Genomic DNA, 20,057 nt, shown 5'->3' with positions numbered 1-20,057 from the left:
CGGTTCAGGGCGCACACATCAATGGTCAGCCGTTGGCCAGTCGGTGTAGCCCTTGGCGCCGCCGCCGTAGTAGCTCTCGCGTGGTGCGATGGTCAGTTCGGTGCCCCGACGCAGGCGCTCCACGAGGTCGGGGTTGGAAATGAACAGGCGCCCGAACGCCACCGCGTCAATCCGGCCCTGCGCCCGGCGCTTCAGTGCCATCTCGAGGTCGTAGTTGTTATTGCCGATGAAGGGGCCTTCGAACTGCGCGCTCAATGCATCCATATCAACGCCATCAGGAACCGTTCGCGAAGTCGCGGTGGCGCCTTCGACGAAGTGCAGATAGGCCAGATTGAGTCGGTTGAGCTGCTGAATCAGATATCCGTAAGTCGCCATGACATTGCTGTCGGGAGGCGTGTTTCCGGCATCGGGCGTGACCGGCGAAAGACGGATGCCGACGCGGTCACTGCCCCAGATCGAAATCACCGCTTCAGTGACTTCAAGCGTCAGTCGGGCGCGGTTCTCAATGGTGCCGCCGTACCGGTCAGTACGCTGATTGGTCGAGTCACGCAGAAACTGGTCGAGCAGATAGCTGTTCGCCGAATGAACCTCCACCCCATCGAAACCGGCACGCCTGGCATTTTCAGCGGCGCGCTTGTATTGCTCGATGATGCCGGGAATCTCCGATGTCTCCAGCGCCCGGGGCATCGACACTTCGACAAAGCCGTTCTCGGTGTAGGTGCTGCCTTCTGCCTTGATCGCCGAGGGCGCAACGGGAGCGGCGCGGTCGGGCTGCAACTCGACGCTGGAAAAACGCCCCACGTGCCACAACTGGCTGACAATCCGGCCACCTGCGGCATGGACGGCGTCCGTGACTTTTTTCCACCCCGCCACCTGCGCGTCCGACCAGATCCCCGGCGTCATGGCGTAGCCACGCCCCTGCGCCGAAATGTTTGTCGCTTCGGCAATGATCAAGCCGGCACTCGCGCGCTGTGCGTAGTAAGTCGCGTGCAGTTCGTTCGGAACGCCGTCTTCAGCCATCCGGCTGCGGGTCACGGGCGCCATGACAATCCGGTTGGTCAATTGCAGGGCGCCCATTTGCATGGGAGAAAAAAGATCCGTGTTGCGACTGTTATCAATCATGTTGCATACCTTCAATATCAGACCGGTCGTCTAGTAACTTGATGAAAAAAATCGCCTGTACATCAGCAGGCGTTTACTCGTGCAGCGCCGTCAGTGCTCCTTGTGATCGTCAGGCCTTTTGTACGTCCGGGCGGGTGCGCGAAGGCTCAAGAGTCACCCTCTCCCACTTGGCGATCACCAGGGGCGCAATCGCATTGCCCAATACATTCAGGGTGGTGGTGCCGCTGTCGATTATCCTGAAGATACCGGCGATCAGTGCCACGCCCTCCAGCGGGAGACCGGCAGACGCCAACGTGGCCGACAGGATGACGATGGCGAATCCAGGCACCCCGGCAGCACCTTTGGAGGTCAGCACCATGGTCACCACCAGCAGGATTTCCTGAGAAAGCGACAGATCGATTCCATAAAGCTGGGCGATGAAAATTGTCGCCACGCCGAGGAAGATCGACGCGCCATCGAGGTTGAACGCGTACCCCACTGGCACCACAAAACTGACAATGCGCCGTGGTACGCCGTAGTTCTCCAGCTTGCTCATCAACTGCGGCATGACCGCTGCAGAGGCAGCACTGGAGAACGCAAGAATCAACTCGTCGCGGAAATACCTGATCAACTTGAAGATGTTCTCGCCGATCAGGTAACTGATTCCTCCGAGCACTACCAATGCGAAGACGATCAGCGCCAGATAAACCACACCAATCAACTTGAGCAGGGGCAACAACGAGGCAAAACCGAAGGTAGCGACGGTCGCACCGATCATGCCGAACACCCCTATCGGGGCATAGGCCATGACGATCGAGACGATCCTGAACATCGCATCTGAAATGCCTTGGACCAGCGCAACCACAGGTGCACTTTTCTGCCTGGGCAATGCGTTGAGCGCGACACCGAACAACACCGCGAAGAACAGCACAGAAAGCAACTTCGCCTCGGACATCGCCACCAGAACGTTATCCGGAACGATGTTTTGCACAATCACGAGCGCGCCCTTCGTAGGCTCCATCGTGATGGCGGCAGCACCGTGTGCGATGCCCGAAATATCGGTGCCCGTACCGGGTTCGAAGAGGTTCGCGAAACACAGGCCGATCACGATGGCCAGGCCGGTGATCGCAAAGAAATAGCCCAGCGACTTGATGCCCATCAGGCCGAACGACTTGTTATCCCCGCCTCCGGCGATACCCAGGATCATGCAACAGAACACGATAGGCACGACCACCATCTTCATCATCTTGATGAAGATATCGCCAAGCGGTTTCAGGATCTCCGTACTGACCCACGACTGATACTGCGGATGGGTATTGAAGTACCAACCAACGAGCACGCCAAGCAACAGCCCGGCAACGATTTGCCACACCAGGGGAATACGTTTCATGTCTAGCCTTCTTGTTGGAATGAAAGGACTGCATCAATCGGCAGTTGCTAGAGTCATGAGCTTCCAGCTCACTTGAGATCAAATGGCACAACGCCGTTGTGCCATTGCGTTTCTTACTTGGCGAAGAGCTGGCTCATATCCTTGAAGGCCTTGAATTCGAGGGCATTGCCGCAAGGGTCGAACAGGAACATGGTGGCTTGCTCGCCAACCTGTCCTTTGAATCGAATGTAAGGTTCGATCACAAATTCGGTACCGAAAGACTTGAGGCGCTCTGCCAGCGCTTCCCACTCTTCCCATCCCAGGATGATGCCGAAGTGAGGAACAGGAACGTCGTGCCCGTCGACCGGGTTGCTGTGAACGCTTTCCTGAGACGCGGTTTTCGGGTGTTCGTGAATCACCAGTTGATGCCCGTAAAAGTTGAAGTCGACCCATTGGTTACTGGAACGACCCTCTTCCAGGCCGAAGACCTCACCGTAAAAAGTGCGGGCTGCAGCCAGGTTGTACACGGGGATGGCGAGGTGGAATGGCGAAAGGCTCATCAGGACTCCGATACGGTTTTTGTGGTTGGTGAGCACATCGTAGGGCGACACTGACAGCAAAAAAATCAATATATATTTCTCAGAAACACAACTAATATTTGTGAATGATCAAAGAACTCAAGACCCTCATTGCCGTCGCCCGGGAAGGCACTTTCGCGGCTGCCGGCAACCGGATCGGCCTCACCCAGGCGGCGGTGAGCGCCCAGATTCAACGTCTGGAAGCCGAGCTCGGCTTTGAAATATTCGACAGAAAAGGACGCTCGGCCCACCTCAACAGGATGGGCCAGCAAGTCCTGCTTCAGGCGCAGGAGCTGCTTCGTCTTTACGACAACCTGGGATCGACCACCGTCGGTCTTTCCACCCGCATTCTGGTCAACGTCGGCGCAATCGCCTCAGTCCAGCGATCGTTTCTCCCGGACGCACTCGCCAGGTTTCACCAGCAGTGCCCGGAATGCCGAACGCGTGTCGTGCCCGGTCTTTCCATGGAGCTGGTGAATCTGGTGGACACCGGCGAAATCGACATGGCAGCGATCATTCGGCCGCCCTTCTCGCTTCAAAGCGATCTGCGCTGGACCACGCTGGCGCTTGAACCCTACCGTCTGATCGTGCCCAAGGACGTACCGGGAGAAGACTGGATCGAACTGCTCTCAAGCCTGCCGTTCATTCGCTATGACCGCTCCTCCTTCGGCGGCAGGCAGGTCGATCGTTTCCTGCGACAGATGCATTTCACTTTGCGTGAAGTCTCTGAGCTGGATGAGCTGGAGGCCATCATCAGGCTGGTGGAAAATGGCGTAGGGGTCGCGCTCGTGCCGCAGACGGCCACCCATCAGCAATGGCCGTCAGGTGTGCGGGCGCTTGATCTCGGCCAACACACCTTCCATCGTGATATCGGACTGGTGCACAGGCCTCGGCGAAGTTTCACCGAGCCTGTCAGGACATTGGCTGAACTTATTCTCGAGCAATTCAAGGTGGCGGCTGAGTGAGGGTCGATGGTTCAGCCCTCAACAAGCCGCCCCGCAACCCACGCACGACTATACCCAAGCACTTTCCCCGCCAACCCCAGCGGAAAATGAATCACCCCATGTGCGGTTTCCGGCAACAGATGCACCTCCACTTCCGCCGCTCTACCCCAACGCTCAGCCAACTCAAGCGTGTCATCCCTGAGCGGATCCAGTTGCGCAGCAAACATCAACGCTGGCGGAAAACCGGTGAAGTCACCGTACAGCGGAGACAACGGCGCCTGCCGGCGCTCTTCATCGTTCAATCCCGGAGTGAGCATTTGCAGCGCTTCAACCATCCCCGGCCCATCCAGCAGCAAGGTATCGGGCCCGGCGTTGCGTACGCTGGGGGTTCCGGTCAGGTCGTAGACGCCGTAATACAGCAGCGCCCCGCTCACCCGTTCGAGCAGGTCAGGCCACTGTTTGAGTTGCAACAGGGTCGCGGCGGCGAGATGGCCGCCTGCCGACTCGCCCACGACGATAACGGGCAGGTTCGCAAACTCGCGGCAGTCATCGCTCAGCAGCCAGCGGGCCGCCGTGAGGCAGTCCTGCATGACGCCCTCGATCGGAGTCGAGACCACAAGCCGATAGTCGACCGAGACCACTGCCACGTCGCAGGCTTTCACCATGGCGATGTTGAGGGGATCGTTCATCTGCGCGTTGCCGATGACCCAGCCGCCGCCATGGAAATCCAGCACTACGCCTTTGGCCTTTGTATTTGGCCGAATAATCCGCACCGGCACTGACGCGCCGTCGACACCCACCACTTTTCGTTCGGCCTTAAGCCCGTGCTTGAGCAACTTTCTTGCGCCGCCCAATTGGCTTAGGCGCAACAACAACTGAATCGCCCGTGGGGTGATGCGATTGCGGATGCGAAAGCGCGGCAGCCGGGCAAGCTTGCGGTTGAACGCGCGCAATTGCGCCAACTCGTTATCGTCTGCGGGCCAACGGGTTGATGTCTTCATTTCGTCCTGGCTAATCGGCGGTTGTTGCGCAGGATATCAGCGGTTGCGGTCTGTTCCAGCCTGGATGCCTGGAGCAACGCAAAAAGCTCATTGGCCGTTTGTCGCGCCGTTGATAGGAATAGGCAATGATCAAAGACAAACCGACATAGGGGAGTGTTTCTTCGATGGATACCATGAGTTGAAACCGGATTAACTGGAGCCCGTCATGACCACCACCAAAACCCTCTTCATCACCGGCGTCAGCAGCGGCTTCGGCCACGCGCTGGCCAAGGAAGCGCTGGATGCCGGCCACCGCGTCATCGGCACCGTGCGCAACGAAGCCGATCTGCAAGCCTTTCAGGCTCTTTCTATCGATAATGCGTACGGCGTGCTGCTGGACGTCACCGACTTCGACCGCATCGAAGGCGTCGTGGCGACTGTCGAAGCGACCCACGGCCCGGTCGATGTGCTGGTCAACAACGCCGGCTACGGTCACGAAGGCATTTTCGAAGAATCGCCGCTGGAGGACATGCGCCGCCAGTTCGACGTGAATGTGTTCGGCGCGGTCGCGGTGACCAAGGCGTTTGTGCCGTTCTTTCGCCAGCGGCGGGCGGGTCATATTCTCAATATCACCTCGATGGGCGGCACAATCACCATGCCGGGTATCGCGTACTACTGTGGCAGCAAGTTTGCGCTCGAAGGCATCTCCGATACCCTGAGCAAGGAACTGGCGCCGTTCAATATCTTCGTGACCGCCGTCGCACCGGGTTCATTTCGAACCGACTGGGCCGGTCGCTCGATGCAGCGCACACCGCGCAGCATCGCCGACTATGACGCCAGTTTCGATCCGGTGCGCAAGGCCCGCGAAGACAAAAGCGGCAAGCAACTCGGTGATCCGCGCAAAGCGGCGCAGGCGATGTTGCAGATCATCGCCAGCCCTGCTCCGCCAGCGCATCTGTTGCTGGGCAGCGATGCATTGAACCTGGTGCGCGACAAGCTGAAACGCGCCGCCAGCGAGATCGATCAATGGGAAGCGCTGACCCGTTCCACCGACCATTGAACGGCCCACAGAGAGAACCCGATGAAACAGGCCGACCCAAGCACTTCGCGCATGGTGCAGCTCATGGAAACGCTGGCACCGGTCGAGGGCTACAACCTCAGCGCGCTGGAGGGCGTGCGCTTCCTGCGCTCGAACCGGCCACTGACCCGCACGCCGGTGCTGTACGACCCCGGCATCGTGATTCTCTGTCAGGGCCAGAAGCGCGGGTATCTGGGCGATGACATCTACGTGTATGACGCCCAGCATTACCTGGTGGTGTCGGTTCCGATCCCCTTCACCATGGAGACCGACGCCTCTGAGGACGAGCCAATGCTCGCGATCTATATGCAACTCGATTTCCAGGTGGCCAGCGAGTTGATGCCGCAGGTGGATGAGATTCACGGCCCGAGTGATGCGCCACCCAAGGGCATGTTTGCCTCGCCGATGGACGACCGCCTGCGCGCATCGACGCTGCGCTTTCTCGAAGCCATGAGTATTGAGGGTGAGGCACAGATATTGGGGCCAGCGCTGTTGCGGGAAATCTATTACCGCATCCTGACCGGCGAACAAGGCGGCTCGATGCGCGCCGCACTCAATCGACAGGGACACTTCGGCAAGGTGACGCGGGCGATCCGCAAGATCCACAGCAGCTATCAGGAGCGCCTGGACGTCGAGCAACTGGCCCGCGAAGCGAGCATGAGCGTACCCAGTTTTCACCTGCACTTTCGCAGCGTGACGGACGCCTCGCCCATGCAATACCTGAAGTCGACACGCCTGCATCAGGCGCGACTTTTGATGTTGCGCCACGCGATGACCGCGTCAGCGGCGGCGTTCAGTGTCGGCTATGAAAGCGCGTCGCAATTCAGCCGCGAGTTCAAACGGTTCTTCGGCCGAACGCCGCAAGCGGAGATCGAGTGGATGAAGGCAACGTATGCGTTGCCTGCGCCGACGTCGGCCTCGGTTTATGTTTCGTCGCATTAGCCGATCAGGCATCTACAGGTGACTGCGGGGTGTCGGGGTCCAGTTGCCGACGGCGGAACTGTCCAGGTGGCTGGCCGTGGATCTGGCGAAAGCGCCGGGAGAAATAAGCTTCATCCGCAAAACCACACAGCCTCGCCACCTCGCCCACTGGCCGGGCTCCATTGAGCAGGTAATTGCGCGCCGCGTGCATTCTGCGTTCCAGCACCAGCTCGGTGAAGGTCTTGCCGATTTCCTTGCGCAGCCAGTGCGTGAGGTAAGTCGGTGACAGGTAGGTCGCCGCCGCCACCTTGATCAGATTGAGATCGGGGTCGGCAATATTCTTGCGCAAGTACTCGAACATCCGGCTCAGTGCATCCCGTCGACTGGCCTGTGCTGCGTTTTCTTCCGCCAGGCGCTTGAGCGGTTCGGCATACAGGACGCACACCTTGCCCACCAGTTGCAGCAGCAATCCCTTGAGCACTTCGCGCGTACCGAACTGACGATTCTCGTCCAGCCTGCGCATCTGTTCGATCAGGCCACAGACCTCGTTGAAATCCTCATTCCCCAGAATGAAATCCAAATGCTCCTGAAAGCGAAACGGCGACAGTTCGGGCGCCAGGAGAATCGATACCTCCTCCAGATCCATCGGGTCGCACTGCAAATGCGGCAACAGAAAGGTCTGGGAAAAGTTGATCACCATGAAATTGCTGTCCGCCGGATGCGGGATCACATGCACACGGTGCGGCAGGATAAACGCCAGTGCGTTACGCGGAAACGGACGAACCGCGTTGCCAATGTGCTGCACCGTGTCGCCGCCGAGGTTGATCTGGATCTGGAAGTATTCGTGTCGGTGCGGGCCAGTCTCGGCGCGGCGACCTTTCTTGTCACGAATGTAGAAATCCATCATCTCGCTGCGTTGCTGCATGACGTAGGTGGGCACACGGCATTGTGACGTCATTTCTTGAGAATCCTCGACAGGTTACTTGGGCAGGTTTTCCTGGCGTTACCGAGTTATCGGCTTGGCTCATCTTGAAGGTTCGTCGCCGCCCCTTCAAGCAGTCATACGACGACGCCAGACTCAGTGTTTTTTCTACACCGCCACTGCCAATGATCACTGTCCAAAAAACGCGTCCGCAAATTCAGTACTTTTTCCTTTTAAAAACAGTCGGATAGAAAACAAAGCAGAGAGCATATGGAAAATTTACTGTGTGGACTTTTTTTGGACAGGTTTATCCGACGCGCCCTTCTTCGGAAAAAATGATCTAACACCTTGATTGATTTCAAGAGGTTGTACGACCACTGTATTTCCCATGCAGCCCAACCTCATTCAAAAACAAAAAAGGTGCGCACGTCATGAATCTGCAATTGCTCCCCGCCGCCCCTCCCCACCCTTTACCGACGATGCCAGCCGGAAGACGTCCCTGAACGTCTGACCCTGGCCGTTTTTGCCATTGGTTTCAACTTCGATTGCCTTGCCCCCGAACAGCGGGCAACGGCGTCGGCTGTCCGCAAACAACTCGACACTTCTAACAATAACGAGGTCCACTCATGTCGAATTCACACACCTCCCCCACCACCGCCCCGCCGTTGATTGCCGGCGACAGGGACGCCGTCTCTTCCCGGCGGCTGCCGACGCGCCGACGCTGGTTCATGCTCTCGCTGCTGCTGATTGCGACGATCATCAATTACATCGACCGGGTGAACATCTCGATCGCCGCCCCGTTCATGGCCAAGGACCTGGGCCTGGACAAGATCGAAATGGGGCTGATCTTCTCTGCCTTTGCCTGGACCTACGCACTCGCTCTCGTGCCGGCCGGATTTATCGCCGACCGCTTCGGCTCACGCTTCACCTACGGGGTTTCACTGATCAGTTGGTCGACCGTCACGGTGTTTCAAGGCTTCGCCACGGGTTTCGCTTCGCTGTTCGGCTTGCGTCTGGCCGTCGGGGCGATGGAAGCGCCGGCGTTTCCGGCCAACAGCCGTGCGGTAACCGTATGGTTTCCGGCGCGGGAACGGGGACTGGCCAGCAGCATTTACGTCTGCGGGCAGTACCTGGGCACGGCACTGTTTACCGGTGCCCTGCTGTGGCTGGCCACAACCTTTGACTGGCGCCATGTCTTCTACAGCACCGGCGCGCTCGGCATCGTCTTCGGTGTGCTGTGGCTGTATCTGTATCGCGATCCGCTGAACTGCAAGAAGGTCAGCAAAGAAGAGTTGAAATACATCGAGGCCGGTGGCGGACTGGTCAAGAGCAGCCAGGAACGCACCCGTTTCAACTGGCGGCAGATCGCCGAGCTGTTCAGCTATCGCCAGGTCTGGGCCATTTGTATCGGCAAGTTCGCCAGCACCTCGGCGCTGTACTTCTTCCTCACCTGGTTCCCGACCTATCTGATTGAAGAACGCCATCTGACCACGATCAAGGCCGGGATCTTTGCCGTGATGCCCTTCGTGGGCGCAACGGTCGGCATCCTGCTCGCCGGCATCGTCTCCGACCTGTTGATCCGTCGTGGCTATTCAATGTCTTTCGCCCGGAAATTGCCGCTGGTAGTCGGGTCGATGCTGGGCATGTCGATCGTGCTGGTGAACTTCACCGACTCGAACGTCATCTGCATCGCCGTGCTGACCATTGCCTTCTTCGCGCAGGGCATCGCGTCGTCCTCGTGGGCGGCGGTGTCGGAGGTGGCGCCCAAGGAACTGATCGGGCTGACCGGCGGGATCACCAGCCTGGCCGCCAACATCGGCGGCATTGTGACCCCGATCGTGATCGGCGCCATCGTCCACGCCACCGGCTCGTTCGCCTGGGCGTTCTGGTTCATCGGCGCCGTGGCGCTGATCGGCACCCTCTCCTATTCATTGTTGCTCGGCCGCCTGTACCGCATCGAGTTGAAAACACGCTGAAGCAAGAATCACCGTTTTCTCCAACAGGAGGTGGCTTTCGTCCAACTTCGCCAACGATTGCCGCCGTACGCTGACCTTTCACACAGGACTTGCACCAGGATGAACATGACCGAGTACGTCTTTACCCCGGATCTGCCAGTGACCTTGCCGGTTGTCGGCAGTGAGCAACGCTTTCCCGTCGGACGCGTGTTTTGCGTCGGCCGTAACTACCCGTGGCCGGACACGCTGGGCCAACCGCGTCAGCCACCGGTGTTCTTCATGAAACCGGCCAGCAGTGTCGTCGACGCTGCCGGCGAAGTGATCTTCCCGTCACTGACCGAAGAGTTCGCCCATGAAATCGAACTGGTCGTGGCCATCGGCGAAGGCGGCTCGCAGATTCCCGAGAGCCAGGCGCTGGCCTATGTCTGGGGCTACGCCGCCGGGCTGGATCTGACCCGTCGTGACGTACAGCGCCTGGCCAAGCGCGACGGTTTGCCATGGGAAGGTGCCAAGGTGTTTGACGGCGCCGCACCGATGACCGCCATTGTGCCGGTCACTCGGGCCGGTCGGCTCGAAGGGGAATTATGGTTGAGCGTGAACGGTGAAGAACGCCAGCGCGATCGTCTCGACAGCCAGATCTGGTCGGTGAGTGAAGTCATCAGCCGCATCTCGCAATCCGTAACACTCAAGGCCGGCGACCTGATCATGACCGGCAGCCCCGCCGGCGTCGATGTCTTGCAACCCGGCGACGTCATCAGCGCCGGGATCGACGGCATTGGCCAACTCGAAATGCGCGTCGGCCCCCGGTCTTGAGTCTGGCCTTAAGTGATTGGAAAAAAGGAGAACAACAAGATGTCTGACACTCAACCCTTGAAAGTTGCCCTGGTGACCGGCGCCGGCAGCGGGATCGGCCGTTCCGTAGCCCTGGGCCTGCTGGCCGACGGATACACACTGGTATTGGCCGGACGCCGCCCCGAACCCTTGCAGGCGTTGGTCGATCTGGCGGCCAGCGAAGGAAACGAAGCGCTGGCGGTGCCCACCGATGTACGCGACCCGGCCAGTGTCGATCAGCTGTTTGCAACCATTGCCGAAGTCTACGGACGCCTGGACGTGGTCTTCAACAACGCCGGGGTCAATGCCCCCGCCGTGCCGCTGGATGAGCTGACGTTCGAGCAGTGGCGAAATGTGATCGACACCAACCTCAACGGTGTTTTTCTCTGCGCCCGAGGAGCGTTCGGACTCATGCGCCGGCAGCAGCCACAGGGCGGACGCATCATCAACAACGGTTCGATTTCGGCGCACACCCCGCGTCCTTTCAGCAGCGCGTACACCGCCAGCAAACACGCGGTGCTGGGGCTGACCAAATCCCTGGCGCTGGATGGTCGGGACTTCAATATCGCCTGCAGCCAGATCGATATCGGCAATGCCTTGACCGAAATGTCGGTGCGCATGACCAAAGGCGTGCGCCAGGCCAACGGCAGCATCGCCGTGGAGCCGATGGTCGACGTCAAGCATGTCGCCGACGCCGTGCGCTACATCGCCGGTCTGCCCCTGTCGGCCAACGTCCTGAACATGACCGTCATGGCCACTGCCATGCCGTTTGTCGGCCGTGGTTGAGCCGGCTTTTTTATTGCGTAAGTGAGGTTTACATGAAGCCAGAAGTCTTGCAGTTGAGCCCGATCCTGATTCCGCAAATCAATGCCCGTCTCGGCGAACTGTTCACGATCAGGCGTTATTTCGAGCAGGCCGACAAAGCGGCGTATTTGCAGGAACACGGCGCCAACATTCGCGGCGTGATCACCGGTGGCCACACGGGCATCAGTCAGGCGTTGATGGCGCAACTGCCCAAACTGGAAGTGGTGGCGGTCAACGGTGTCGGCACCGATGCGGTCGACCTGGCCTACGCCCGGGATCGCGGGATCCGCGTGACGGCGACCATCGGGGCTCTGACCGAAGACGTGGCCGACCTGGCCATCGGCTTGCTGATCGCCGTGTGCCGTGGGTTGTGTACCAGTGACCGTTACGTGCGCTCGGGCCAGTGGCCGCAGAGCCCGACGCCGCTTGCACCGCTGCCGCTGGCACGTCAGGTGTCCGGCATGCGGATCGGCATCGTGGGCATGGGCCGGGTCGGCCGAGCGGTCGCCACTCGCGCTGCCGCGTTTGGCTGTCCGATCAGTTACACCGACCTGCAACCGATGAGCGATATCAGCCACACCTTCATCGCCGACCTCAAGCAATTGGCCCGCGACAGTGATGCGCTGATTCTCGCGGCGGCCGCCGACAAGGCCGAAGCCATCATCGATGCCTCCGTGCTGCAGGCCCTGGGCAAGGGCGGCTACCTGATCAACGTCGCCCGGGGAAAACTGGTCAACGAAACCGATCTGGTGGCGGCCCTGACGGCCGGTGAGATCGCGGGAGCGGCGCTGGATGTTTTCGTCGATGAGCCCAACGTGCCTGAAGCCTTGTTTGCCCAGGAACAGGTGGTGCTGCAACCGCACCGCGCCAGTGCGACCCTGCAGACCCGCACCCGCATGGGCGAGATGGTTGTGGCGAGCCTGGTGGACAGTTTTGCCGGAAAGACTCCGCAAGGGTGTGTGACCGGCTGAACCTCACAGTCATCGGGGGCCACAGCCCCCGCTGACAGATTCCAGACCCCGACTACAACGTGTAAGAAATGCCGACCTGCACCGTTCTCGGTGCCCCCGGATAGGCGTAGACGTTACCGAATGCACCCTCGTCGTAGTCCCGGTCAAACAGGTTCTTCAGGTCGAAGTTGAGGCGCACCTTGTCATTGACCTTGTAGTAGCTGAGCAGGTCGACAACGGTATAGCTCCCCATCGAAAACGCGGTGTTCGCCGTCTGACCCGCGCGCTCATCGACATATTTGAGGCCTGTTCCCAGACCCAGACCACTGAGGGCACCGTCCTGGAACTCATAGACGTTGAGCAGGCTGAAGCTGTTTTTCGGGATGTTCATCAGTCGCGTGCCGGAGCGGATCACGTTGTCCTTGGTCACCTCGGCATCGACGTAGGCGTAACCACCGATGACACGCCACTCGGGGGTCAGGTTGCCGGCGACATTGAGGTCAAATCCCCGGCTGCGCACTTCCCCGGCAGCCACGCTGAAAGTCGAGTCCACCGGGTCAGTGGTCAGGACATTGCGCTTTTCAATCTGATAGATCGCCGCGTCAACGCTCAACTGATGATCCAGCGCTTCCCATTTGACGCCCACCTCCCAGGACTTGCCTTTCTCCGGTTCAAAGCCCCCGCCCTGTCGGCTCGCGCCGGTATTGGGCTTGAATGAACGCGCGGTGTCCGCGTAGACCGCGAGGGTGTCGGTCAGGTCGTAGATCACACCGACGCGGGGCGTCACGGCATTGTCACTGGCCTGCCAGTTCTTGCCGCCGGGCACGTAGGTTTCGTAGTCGTGTTCGAAGCGTTCGAAACGTGCGCCGGCCAGGACTTTCAACCGATCGGTAAGCGCTACCTGGTCCTGTACGAACGCGGCGTAGGTCTTGAGATTTTCCTTGTCGTGGGTCGGAGTGCGCGTCAGTGCCGGACGGGGCTGCCCATACACCGGATTGAAGATATCGATCGGATAGGCACTTACCGCGCCGCTGGAGCGCTGGATGATCGACTGGTAGTCGTAGTCCTCGTATTCGATACCGGTGAGCAATGTGTGCTGCAGGCCGCCCGTGGAGAAGTGACCGGTCAGGTTGAGCTGAGTGTCCTTGTCGGTCCACTCCAGCTTGCGGTAGTTGAAATTTCGTCCCAGGGTCCGGCCGTCGGCGGCAATGCCGTTGGCTTCAATGGCATTGCCCTGCAAGGTACCGTCGAGCCACTGGAAGCCACCGCCGAGCGTCCAGTCCTCATTGAGCACATGCTCGAAGCGCAATTGCGCCATGTTGTTGTCGTTGTGCAATTTGCCAGCGTCCGGTTCACCGAAGAAGGTGTCACGGGAGGCAGTGCCGATCTGCCGGGGATAACGCGTCGCGCCCCGGTCCAGCGGATGATTGTTGCGCATGAAGTCACCCTCGAAGATCACTCGGGTGTCATCGCTGGCTTGCCAGGTCAGCACCGGGGTCACGCCGTAGCGTTCGGTTTCGACGTGATCGCGGAAGGTATCGCCGCCCTCGCCCACCACGTTCAGGCGATAGGCCAGACGCCCCTCTTCATCGAGCGGACCGGAAGCATCCAGGGTACCGCGGCGCATGCCTTGGTCATTCAACTGGCTGCCGAGTGTGACCGTGCGCTCGGGCAACGGTTGTTTGGAAACGACATTGAAGGTGCCACCCGGATCGCCACGGCCGTAGAGCATGGTCGCCGGCCCGCGCAAGACTTCCAGACGCTCGATGGTGTTGGCATCCGGCATGTTCGGATAACCGCGGTTGATCGGGAAACCATTACGGTAGAACTCGCCGGTGGTAAATCCGCGCACGGTGAACGTGGTCAGTCCCTGGCCGCCGAAATTGTTGGCTCGCCCTACGCCGCCCGCGTAATCCAGTGCGTCCTGCAGCCGGGTAGCACCGATGTCTTCGACCGCGTCTTTAGTGACGACACTGATCGACTGCGGGGTTTCATGGATCGAGGTATCGGTTCGGGTGGCGCTGGCCGAACGGGTCGCGCGATATCCGTGTACCGGGCCGTCCGCTCTTTCGTAATCCGCGGTACCGACCACATCGGTTGCCTCCAGCTCCAGCGCTGACACCGTTGAATCGGATGGCTCGGCCCAAGCAAAGGGAGACAACGTTTGCAACACACAGATGGACAGCAGAGTTCGACGCATGAGGAGAAAACCTTACGGATAGGCCAGAACGAAGGGGATAACTGCCAGCAAAAACGCGGCGGATGGTATACCACTCGCCGCGCAATTGATAGGCATTCCCATTCGTTTGTGCAGCTGACTCTCACCTCTTGCGTCTATTTCCTGCTCACACGCTCAACAGGCGTTTCGTGGTCGCCATTGACGTACTCAACGACTGTCCTGTGCGTTGCAGTTTGTTCAGCAAACTGGCCCCCAGCCACAGTTGATACAGGGTTTCAGCCAGTTGCCGAGCATCGCCCTCAGGCAAGCTTTTTTCGACCTGGCCCTGTTCGATGCACTCGCTGATGCGCGCCACCACTCGCTCTGCACCATCACGCAAGGTCAGGCGCATGGTTTCGGAAAGGTCAGCCACCTCGGCGCTGAGTTTCACCACCAGGCATTCGTCGCCATGGCCTTCCAGGGTGCAGCGATCCTGCCAGCCTTGCCAATAATCCATCAGCCGTTCATAGGCGCTCAGGCCGGGCAGCGTCAGGCGTCGCTCCATGTCCGCCAGATAGTCGACGAAGTAATCCTCGAGCAAGGCCTGACCGTACAGTTCCTTGGATTTGAAGTAGTGATAGAACGAGCCCTTGGGCACGCCGGCGGTCTGCAGGATCTCGTTCAGGCCGACACTGGTGAAGCCTTTCTCGGCCATCATCCGGTGGCCGGTGTCGAGCAAATGTTGGCGGGTGTCGTCGTAGGTCGGTTTCATGGGGCACGAATTACCAGGCAATAGACCAGTCGTTTATCTCAAAGGAACGCGAGTTTGCCACACCTGTCCATGAAAAACCCTGGAAGAAAAAATTACTAGACGACTGGTCTAATTGGAAACTATGCTGCGCCCCGACAAACCTTTTCCCGGTGCCGATCCTGTGCGAATCCCTTGCTCATGACCGCCGCCAGACCAACCCAGGGTGCTCTATGAAAATCTTGATGGTTTTGACTTCCCACGATCAACTCGGCAACACCGGCAAGAAAACCGGCTTCTGGCTCGAAGAGTTCGCCGCCCCCTACTACGCCTTCAAGGACGCCGGTGCCGACGTCACCCTGGTTTCGCCCGCTGGCGGTCAGCCACCGCTGGATCCGAAGAGCGACGAGCCCGACGCTCAGACGACTGAAACCGACCGTTTCCGCCAGGACCCTGCGGCCCAACAGGTACTCGCGAGCACCGGCCGCCTGGCCGACGTCCGCGCCGAAGATTTCGATGCCGTGTTTTATCCAGGTGGCCATGGCCCGCTCTGGGACCTGGCCGAAGACAAGCATTCGATTGCCCTGATCGAAGCCTTCGCGCGCAGCAACAAGCCCCATGGTTTTGTCTGCCACGCACCGGGGGTACTGCGTCATGTGGTCGATACGGACGGTAAACCGCTGATCCAGCATCGCGAAGTGACCGGCTTCACCAATTCCGAAGAGGCGGCCGTCGGTTTGACGGATGTCGTACCTTTCCTGATCGAAGACGAGTTTCAGCGTCTTGGCGGTCGCTATTCCAAAGTTGCCGACTGGCAGGTTCATGTAGTGACTGATGGAAAACTGGTGACCGGCCAGAATCCTGCCAGCTCGGCAGCTGTCGCCGAAAAACTGCTGAAGCTGCTGGGCTGAAGCTTTCCGCTACATCCTCGAACAACTGATCCGGACACCGTGTGTGCGTTGCACGGTGTTCTTTTTTCGCCACTTGAATAGTCGACTGGTCTAATAAGGCCATGAAAAGGTATTTCCATGAACCACAGCAGTTTCTTTACACCCGTCACCCTGGGCCGCCACATCCTGAAAAACCGCATAGTCCTGCCGCCCCTCACCCGCCAGCGCAGCACCCAACCGGGCAATGTCGCCAATGAATTGATGGCCGAGTATTACCAGCAGCGGGCCGGTGCGGGCTTGCTGGTGACTGAAGGCACTCAGATCGAACCCCGTGGCCAGGGTTACGCCTGGACCCCGGGCATTCATACACCTGAGCAAATTGCCGGTTGGCGCAAGGTCACCGAGGCTGTCCACGCCAGTGACGGCGTGATTTTCGCGCAGCTATGGCATGTCGGTCGCGTATCCCATACTGCCCTGCAACCCAATGGCGACGCACCGGTGTCGGCCTCCGCCATCGCCACCGACCGGGTCAGTGTGTTCATCGAAACCGCGCCCGGTGTGGGCGCTCTGGTTCCGCCGTCCGCGCCTCGAGCGCTGACCACCGATGAAGTCCAGGAACTGGTTCAGCTGTACATCCAGGCGGCGCGCAATGCCATGGACGCCGGTTTCGACGGTATCGAACTGCATTGTGCCAATGGTTATCTGGTGAACCAGTTCATCTCCGCCCACAGCAACCTGCGCACCGATCAATACGGCGGTTCGCTGCATAACCGTCTGCGCTTTCTGCGCGAAGTAGTGGCCGGGGTCGCCGAATGCATCGGCAAGGAAAAGGTCGGCGTGCGCTTTGCGCCGCTGTTCACCACCACCGATGAAGCGCGGACTTATCTGGGTATGGTCGAGGAAGACCCTCACACCACCTATATCGAAGCGATCAAGGTGCTGCAAGACGTCGGCATCGCCTACCTGTCCATCGCCGAAGCCGACTGGGACGACGCGCCAGTGATGCCGGAAACCTTCCGTCGAGCGGTACGCGACACCTTCAGCGGCGCGATCATCTACGCGGGCCGCTACAACGCCGAAAGCGGTGCGCGGTTGCTTGAATCCGGATTGGCGGACCTCGTGGCTTTCGGTCGCCCGTTCATGGCTAACCCGGACCTGCCCGCGCGGATCGCCAATGGCTGGCCGCTGAATTCGCTGAACCCGGCCACGGTGTATGGCGGCCATGCCGAAGGCTATGTGGATTACCCGGTGTACGGAGAGTAGCTTTCGCTGGCGACACTTTTGGCGAGCTGATTGCGGCCCGCCCCTTTGGCTTGATACAGCGCCTGATCTGCCGCAGCGATCAAGCCTTGTACCGTGTCCAGTTGCGACCCTGTGGCGGCCGCAGTGCCGATGCTCACACTCACTCGGCCGAATGGACTGGTCCGGTGAGCGATAGGCTCTTGCGCCAAGCGTTTCAGGATTATTTGCGCCACGACCGCTGCGCCGTCCCTCGTCTCGACTAGACGATTTTCAAAGTCTTGAGAATCACCAGCGTATTCTCGGCAAACGCTTGAGCCTGCCAGGTCAGTTCGGCAAGGTTTTCTTCAGCGGTGGTCAGGGCCCTGCCGTCCTTCAGAAGACCTTCGCCCTGGCCGCCGATGATGCCCCACGCCAGTTGCGCCCATTCAGCCGGGTGCTTTTTGCCTTGCTTGATCGAGATCAGGAACAACTGCTGGAAGCGGCTGACCGTCACGCCACCACCGGTCACCGGACTCGCCAGGGTCTGAATCCTGTTGCCGTACAACGAACGCTTGCACAGCTGCAGGTTGAGGGTGTTGCAACGGGCCTGCACCAGCTTTTCAGCCGCCTCGCTCTGACAGGGCGCTACAACGCTCATGCCGATCAGCACGTTGAGGGCCTGCTCGACGTCGCCATAGGCCAACGAGGGCACGAGATCCAGCAAATGCCGCAAGGTCTTCGGCACATAGGCGTCATCCGCCAGGGCTGCGAGTACCGGGCCATAGATCTCTGCCTGCAGCGTCGCTGCGCCCGCCGGACCGGTGACGTTGGCCGGCACGCTGTCGGCTGCCTGCAACAGGACGAAGCGCGTGCTGAGCATCCGCTCACGGTGCTCGGAGGCGGACAGCTTGTTGGCGCCACGCACATAAAGATCCCGGCGGAAACTCTGGTTCACAAAGTAGTCACGCGCCTGCTCACGCATGACGGGATGCTCGATACCTTCCAGAAAGTCCATGCCTTCGGCGCTCAGGTTGAGCGGGTCGACGGAGTCCAGCGGCACGGCTGTCGTGGCGTAATCGAGCTTGGCGGGTGCCAGGGCATCCACCACGTCGGTGAAATACATGCAGTTCCAGTCGCGGTTGAAATACTCATGGGCGACGTACTGGCGATCCTGACCCTTGATGCTCTGGAGCTTGGCGTCCAGCCCCGGTGCGGAGTTGGCATATTTAGGATTTGCAGCCAGCAGCGCTTCGGAAAATTGCAGCGCAGCGTCGATACGTTGATCAGGGCGCGCAGACGGCTGGCTGGCGAAACGGTCGTGCAGACTGAACAGTTGGCGCAACGGTGCCTGAGGCGACCAGCCCGGGAAGCAGTTGTAGCTGACGTAGAGCAGACCACCTGGCTTGAGATGACGGCGGACGAATTCCACGATCAGCTTATGGTTGTCGCGGCTGACCCAGGTCCAGATGCCATGCAGGCTGATGCTATCGAACTGAGGTAAGTCATGGCGGGCCAGCAACTGCTCGAAGCTGTCGTCATACAGTCGCGCATCGCTGCCCCAGTCTCTGGCCAGAGCGATGGCATGGGACGCCTGACCCGGGTGGAAGTCGGTACCGACATAGGAGCCTGGATTGCCCGCGGCATGGATGTTGATCGAAACGCCCTGACCAAAGCCCAGCTCACAGTGATAACCGTCGGTGCTCTCCAGCGTGGCGAAACCGCGCAGCAGCAGACAATAACGCTGGAAAACCGGATTGATTTCCCGGCTATACCCGTAGGTGTAGCCTTCGTCCGTGAAATATCCCTCGTTCCAGGCATTGCTCATGCGTGCACCCTACTCTGATATCGGAAATGAAAGTCGCTCTTATACGGGGTAGTGATGGCGTATCACAAGAGGGGAAGCTATCAGGCAAACGCGTCTTCGATAAATGCCTCTAGCGTCTCTTCCTCGAGGATTTCGATCGAGAAGTGGCCGAAGCGTTTGGGCAACCAGATGATGCGTGCCCCTGCCGGTGATTGGAGATGTTCGCGGACCAACGGTTTACCGTTTTCATCTTCGGGCTGTACGCCTTCAGCGACAAGCTCGTCGTAGGCTTTTTCGATATCGGGAGTCGAATAGCAGTGACGGTAGATCATGCCCTCGCCTGCGCTATCCAGGAGCTCCCGCAGATTCCCGGCCAATGGCTGAACCAGCATGAAACGCTCCTGCCCGATCAACGCAATCGCATAACGCACATGCAGGCCGCCCCGCTCCCACACCAGCGTCCTGGAGGTTCTCGCCTTTAATATTTGCGCGTAGTACGCGCAGGCTTCTTCGAGGTTATTGACGAGTACATCGACGTGACTGAACTTGAGTTGCATTGCCTGCCTCCTGCCGAACGGACGCACATGGTAACCAACAACGCGTGCTCAAACGTGAGCAAAAACTTTCCTGCGGGCAAAACAAAACCCCAACTGCTTTCGCAATTGGGGTTTCGGAATTTAATCTTGACGATGACCTACTCTCACATGGGGAAACCCCACACTACCATCGGCGATGCATCGTTTCACTTCTGAGTTCGGGATGGGATCAGGTGGTTCCAACGCTCTATGGTCGTCAAGAAATTC

18 protein-coding genes, 1 rRNA gene and 1 pseudogene are annotated in these 20,057 nt (G+C 59.5%); 9 read left to right on the top strand and 11 right to left on the bottom strand.

Annotated elements, in window-relative coordinates; genetic code table 11:
- Window positions 1–18: 18 nt before the first annotated feature.
- The 3 genes from GQX66_RS00115 to GQX66_RS00105 form a co-directional block, all read right to left on the bottom strand.
- Window positions 19–1,122: an alkene reductase gene (locus tag GQX66_RS00115; RefSeq protein WP_240864863.1), complete on the bottom strand. Its 1,104-nt coding sequence runs from the start codon at window positions 1,120–1,122 to the stop codon at window positions 19–21.
- 109 nt (window positions 1,123–1,231) lie between these two features.
- Window positions 1,232–2,491 (bottom strand): cation:dicarboxylase symporter family transporter, encoded by a 1,260-nt coding sequence (locus GQX66_RS00110; RefSeq protein WP_240864860.1) that lies wholly within the window; start codon window positions 2,489–2,491, stop codon window positions 1,232–1,234.
- A gap of 113 nt (window positions 2,492–2,604) precedes the next feature.
- Window positions 2,605–3,030 (bottom strand): VOC family protein, encoded by a 426-nt coding sequence (locus tag GQX66_RS00105; protein WP_011333668.1) that lies wholly within the window; start codon window positions 3,028–3,030, stop codon window positions 2,605–2,607.
- A gap of 104 nt (window positions 3,031–3,134) precedes the next feature.
- On the opposite strand from GQX66_RS00105, the gene GQX66_RS00100 reads away from it, so the two are divergent.
- Window positions 3,135–4,013, top strand: a complete 879-nt coding sequence (locus GQX66_RS00100; RefSeq protein ID WP_039771013.1) for a LysR substrate-binding domain-containing protein — start codon at window positions 3,135–3,137, stop codon at window positions 4,011–4,013.
- An 11-nt stretch (window positions 4,014–4,024) separates the two neighbouring features.
- Here GQX66_RS00100 and GQX66_RS00095 read toward each other — a convergent pair whose 3' ends face one another.
- Window positions 4,025–4,993, bottom strand: coding sequence for an alpha/beta hydrolase (locus tag GQX66_RS00095; RefSeq protein ID WP_129973864.1), 969 nt, complete (start codon window positions 4,991–4,993; stop codon window positions 4,025–4,027).
- A gap of 205 nt (window positions 4,994–5,198) precedes the next feature.
- On the opposite strand from GQX66_RS00095, the gene GQX66_RS00090 reads away from it, so the two are divergent.
- Together GQX66_RS00090 and GQX66_RS00085 are read left to right on the top strand one after the other, a co-directional pair.
- A complete protein-coding gene (locus tag GQX66_RS00090; protein ID WP_240864858.1) occupies window positions 5,199–6,032 on the top strand; it encodes an oxidoreductase in 834 nt (277 codons plus the stop codon).
- A 21-nt stretch (window positions 6,033–6,053) separates the two neighbouring features.
- Window positions 6,054–6,992, top strand: coding sequence for an AraC family transcriptional regulator (locus tag GQX66_RS00085; RefSeq protein WP_240864855.1), 939 nt, complete (start codon window positions 6,054–6,056; stop codon window positions 6,990–6,992).
- A gap of 4 nt (window positions 6,993–6,996) precedes the next feature.
- Here the strand turns inward: GQX66_RS00085 and GQX66_RS00080 are convergent, their stop codons facing one another.
- Window positions 6,997–7,929 (bottom strand): AraC family transcriptional regulator, encoded by a 933-nt coding sequence (locus GQX66_RS00080; RefSeq protein WP_085747560.1) that lies wholly within the window; start codon window positions 7,927–7,929, stop codon window positions 6,997–6,999.
- 590 nt (window positions 7,930–8,519) lie between these two features.
- Here GQX66_RS00080 and GQX66_RS00075 point away from each other — a divergent pair.
- From GQX66_RS00075 to GQX66_RS00060, 4 genes are all read left to right on the top strand, one after another.
- Window positions 8,520–9,869 carry an MFS transporter gene (locus GQX66_RS00075; RefSeq protein ID WP_085605052.1) on the top strand — a complete coding sequence of 450 codons (1,350 nt, stop codon included), beginning with the start codon at window positions 8,520–8,522 and terminating at the stop codon, window positions 9,867–9,869.
- 99 nt (window positions 9,870–9,968) lie between these two features.
- On the top strand, window positions 9,969–10,661 hold the full coding sequence (locus tag GQX66_RS00070) for a fumarylacetoacetate hydrolase family protein (RefSeq protein ID WP_240864853.1): 693 nt from the start codon (window positions 9,969–9,971) through the stop codon (window positions 10,659–10,661).
- Window positions 10,662–10,700: 39 nt separating this feature from the next.
- Window positions 10,701–11,465, top strand: a complete 765-nt coding sequence (locus tag GQX66_RS00065) for an SDR family oxidoreductase (protein ID WP_240864851.1) — start codon at window positions 10,701–10,703, stop codon at window positions 11,463–11,465.
- 32 nt (window positions 11,466–11,497) lie between these two features.
- Window positions 11,498–12,454 carry a 2-hydroxyacid dehydrogenase gene (locus tag GQX66_RS00060; RefSeq protein ID WP_085747564.1) on the top strand — a complete coding sequence of 319 codons (957 nt, stop codon included), beginning with the start codon at window positions 11,498–11,500 and terminating at the stop codon, window positions 12,452–12,454.
- Window positions 12,455–12,506: 52 nt separating this feature from the next.
- Here GQX66_RS00060 and GQX66_RS00055 read toward each other — a convergent pair whose 3' ends face one another.
- Together GQX66_RS00055 and GQX66_RS00050 are read right to left on the bottom strand one after the other, a co-directional pair.
- Window positions 12,507–14,633, bottom strand: a complete 2,127-nt coding sequence (locus GQX66_RS00055; RefSeq protein ID WP_240864849.1) for a TonB-dependent siderophore receptor — start codon at window positions 14,631–14,633, stop codon at window positions 12,507–12,509.
- A gap of 145 nt (window positions 14,634–14,778) precedes the next feature.
- The gene (locus GQX66_RS00050; RefSeq protein WP_134023107.1) at window positions 14,779–15,363 is read right to left on the bottom strand and encodes a TetR/AcrR family transcriptional regulator; all 585 of its coding nucleotides are present in this window, start codon (window positions 15,361–15,363) and stop codon (window positions 14,779–14,781) included.
- 209 nt (window positions 15,364–15,572) lie between these two features.
- On the opposite strand from GQX66_RS00050, the gene GQX66_RS00045 reads away from it, so the two are divergent.
- The gene (locus tag GQX66_RS00045) at window positions 15,573–16,250 is read left to right on the top strand and encodes a type 1 glutamine amidotransferase domain-containing protein (RefSeq protein WP_102717358.1); all 678 of its coding nucleotides are present in this window, start codon (window positions 15,573–15,575) and stop codon (window positions 16,248–16,250) included.
- Window positions 16,251–16,367: 117 nt separating this feature from the next.
- The gene (locus GQX66_RS00040) at window positions 16,368–17,492 is read left to right on the top strand and encodes an alkene reductase (RefSeq protein ID WP_240864846.1); all 1,125 of its coding nucleotides are present in this window, start codon (window positions 16,368–16,370) and stop codon (window positions 17,490–17,492) included.
- On the opposite strand, the pseudogene GQX66_RS00035 reads toward GQX66_RS00040, so the two are convergent.
- From GQX66_RS00035 to rrf, 4 genes and pseudogenes are all read right to left on the bottom strand, one after another.
- Window positions 17,471–17,728: pseudogene (locus tag GQX66_RS00035) on the bottom strand (diguanylate cyclase); the annotation flags it as partial. The gene GQX66_RS00040 and the pseudogene GQX66_RS00035 overlap by 22 nt on opposite strands.
- Window positions 17,729–17,730: 2 nt before the next feature.
- Window positions 17,731–19,275: a class I SAM-dependent methyltransferase gene (locus tag GQX66_RS00030; RefSeq protein WP_240864837.1), complete on the bottom strand. Its 1,545-nt coding sequence runs from the start codon at window positions 19,273–19,275 to the stop codon at window positions 17,731–17,733.
- Between the two features lie 80 nt (window positions 19,276–19,355).
- Complete coding sequence (locus tag GQX66_RS00025; RefSeq protein WP_085747571.1) at window positions 19,356–19,811, bottom strand: VOC family protein; 456 nt, start codon at window positions 19,809–19,811, stop codon at window positions 19,356–19,358.
- Window positions 19,812–19,935: 124 nt separating this feature from the next.
- Window positions 19,936–20,051: ribosomal RNA gene (gene rrf, locus GQX66_RS00020) — 5S ribosomal RNA — on the bottom strand.
- Window positions 20,052–20,057: the final 6 nt, after the last annotated feature.

The sequence above is a fragment of the Pseudomonas sp. B707 genome, from assembly GCF_022496685.1.
GTDB classification, from domain to species: domain Bacteria; phylum Pseudomonadota; class Gammaproteobacteria; order Pseudomonadales; family Pseudomonadaceae; genus Aquipseudomonas; species Aquipseudomonas paraglycinae.
This window is presented reverse-complemented; position numbering and strand designations above follow the sequence as displayed.

Coding starts and splice junctions, on each gene's coding strand:
- GQX66_RS00115 (WP_240864863.1), bottom strand. CDS start 1,122: ATGATTGATAACAGTCGCAACACGGATCTTTTTTCTCCCATGCAAATG.
- GQX66_RS00110 (WP_240864860.1), bottom strand. CDS start 2,491: ATGAAACGTATTCCCCTGGTGTGGCAAATCGTTGCCGGGCTGTTGCTT.
- GQX66_RS00105 (WP_011333668.1), bottom strand. CDS start 3,030: ATGAGCCTTTCGCCATTCCACCTCGCCATCCCCGTGTACAACCTGGCT.
- GQX66_RS00100 (WP_039771013.1), top strand. CDS start 3,135: ATGATCAAAGAACTCAAGACCCTCATTGCCGTCGCCCGGGAAGGCACT.
- GQX66_RS00095 (WP_129973864.1), bottom strand. CDS start 4,993: ATGAAGACATCAACCCGTTGGCCCGCAGACGATAACGAGTTGGCGCAA.
- GQX66_RS00090 (WP_240864858.1), top strand. CDS start 5,199: ATGACCACCACCAAAACCCTCTTCATCACCGGCGTCAGCAGCGGCTTC.
- GQX66_RS00085 (WP_240864855.1), top strand. CDS start 6,054: ATGAAACAGGCCGACCCAAGCACTTCGCGCATGGTGCAGCTCATGGAA.
- GQX66_RS00080 (WP_085747560.1), bottom strand. CDS start 7,929: ATGACGTCACAATGCCGTGTGCCCACCTACGTCATGCAGCAACGCAGC.
- GQX66_RS00075 (WP_085605052.1), top strand. CDS start 8,520: ATGTCGAATTCACACACCTCCCCCACCACCGCCCCGCCGTTGATTGCC.
- GQX66_RS00070 (WP_240864853.1), top strand. CDS start 9,969: ATGAACATGACCGAGTACGTCTTTACCCCGGATCTGCCAGTGACCTTG.
- GQX66_RS00065 (WP_240864851.1), top strand. CDS start 10,701: ATGTCTGACACTCAACCCTTGAAAGTTGCCCTGGTGACCGGCGCCGGC.
- GQX66_RS00060 (WP_085747564.1), top strand. CDS start 11,498: ATGAAGCCAGAAGTCTTGCAGTTGAGCCCGATCCTGATTCCGCAAATC.
- GQX66_RS00055 (WP_240864849.1), bottom strand. CDS start 14,633: ATGCGTCGAACTCTGCTGTCCATCTGTGTGTTGCAAACGTTGTCTCCC.
- GQX66_RS00050 (WP_134023107.1), bottom strand. CDS start 15,363: ATGAAACCGACCTACGACGACACCCGCCAACATTTGCTCGACACCGGC.
- GQX66_RS00045 (WP_102717358.1), top strand. CDS start 15,573: ATGAAAATCTTGATGGTTTTGACTTCCCACGATCAACTCGGCAACACC.
- GQX66_RS00040 (WP_240864846.1), top strand. CDS start 16,368: ATGAACCACAGCAGTTTCTTTACACCCGTCACCCTGGGCCGCCACATC.
- GQX66_RS00030 (WP_240864837.1), bottom strand. CDS start 19,275: ATGAGCAATGCCTGGAACGAGGGATATTTCACGGACGAAGGCTACACC.
- GQX66_RS00025 (WP_085747571.1), bottom strand. CDS start 19,811: ATGCAACTCAAGTTCAGTCACGTCGATGTACTCGTCAATAACCTCGAA.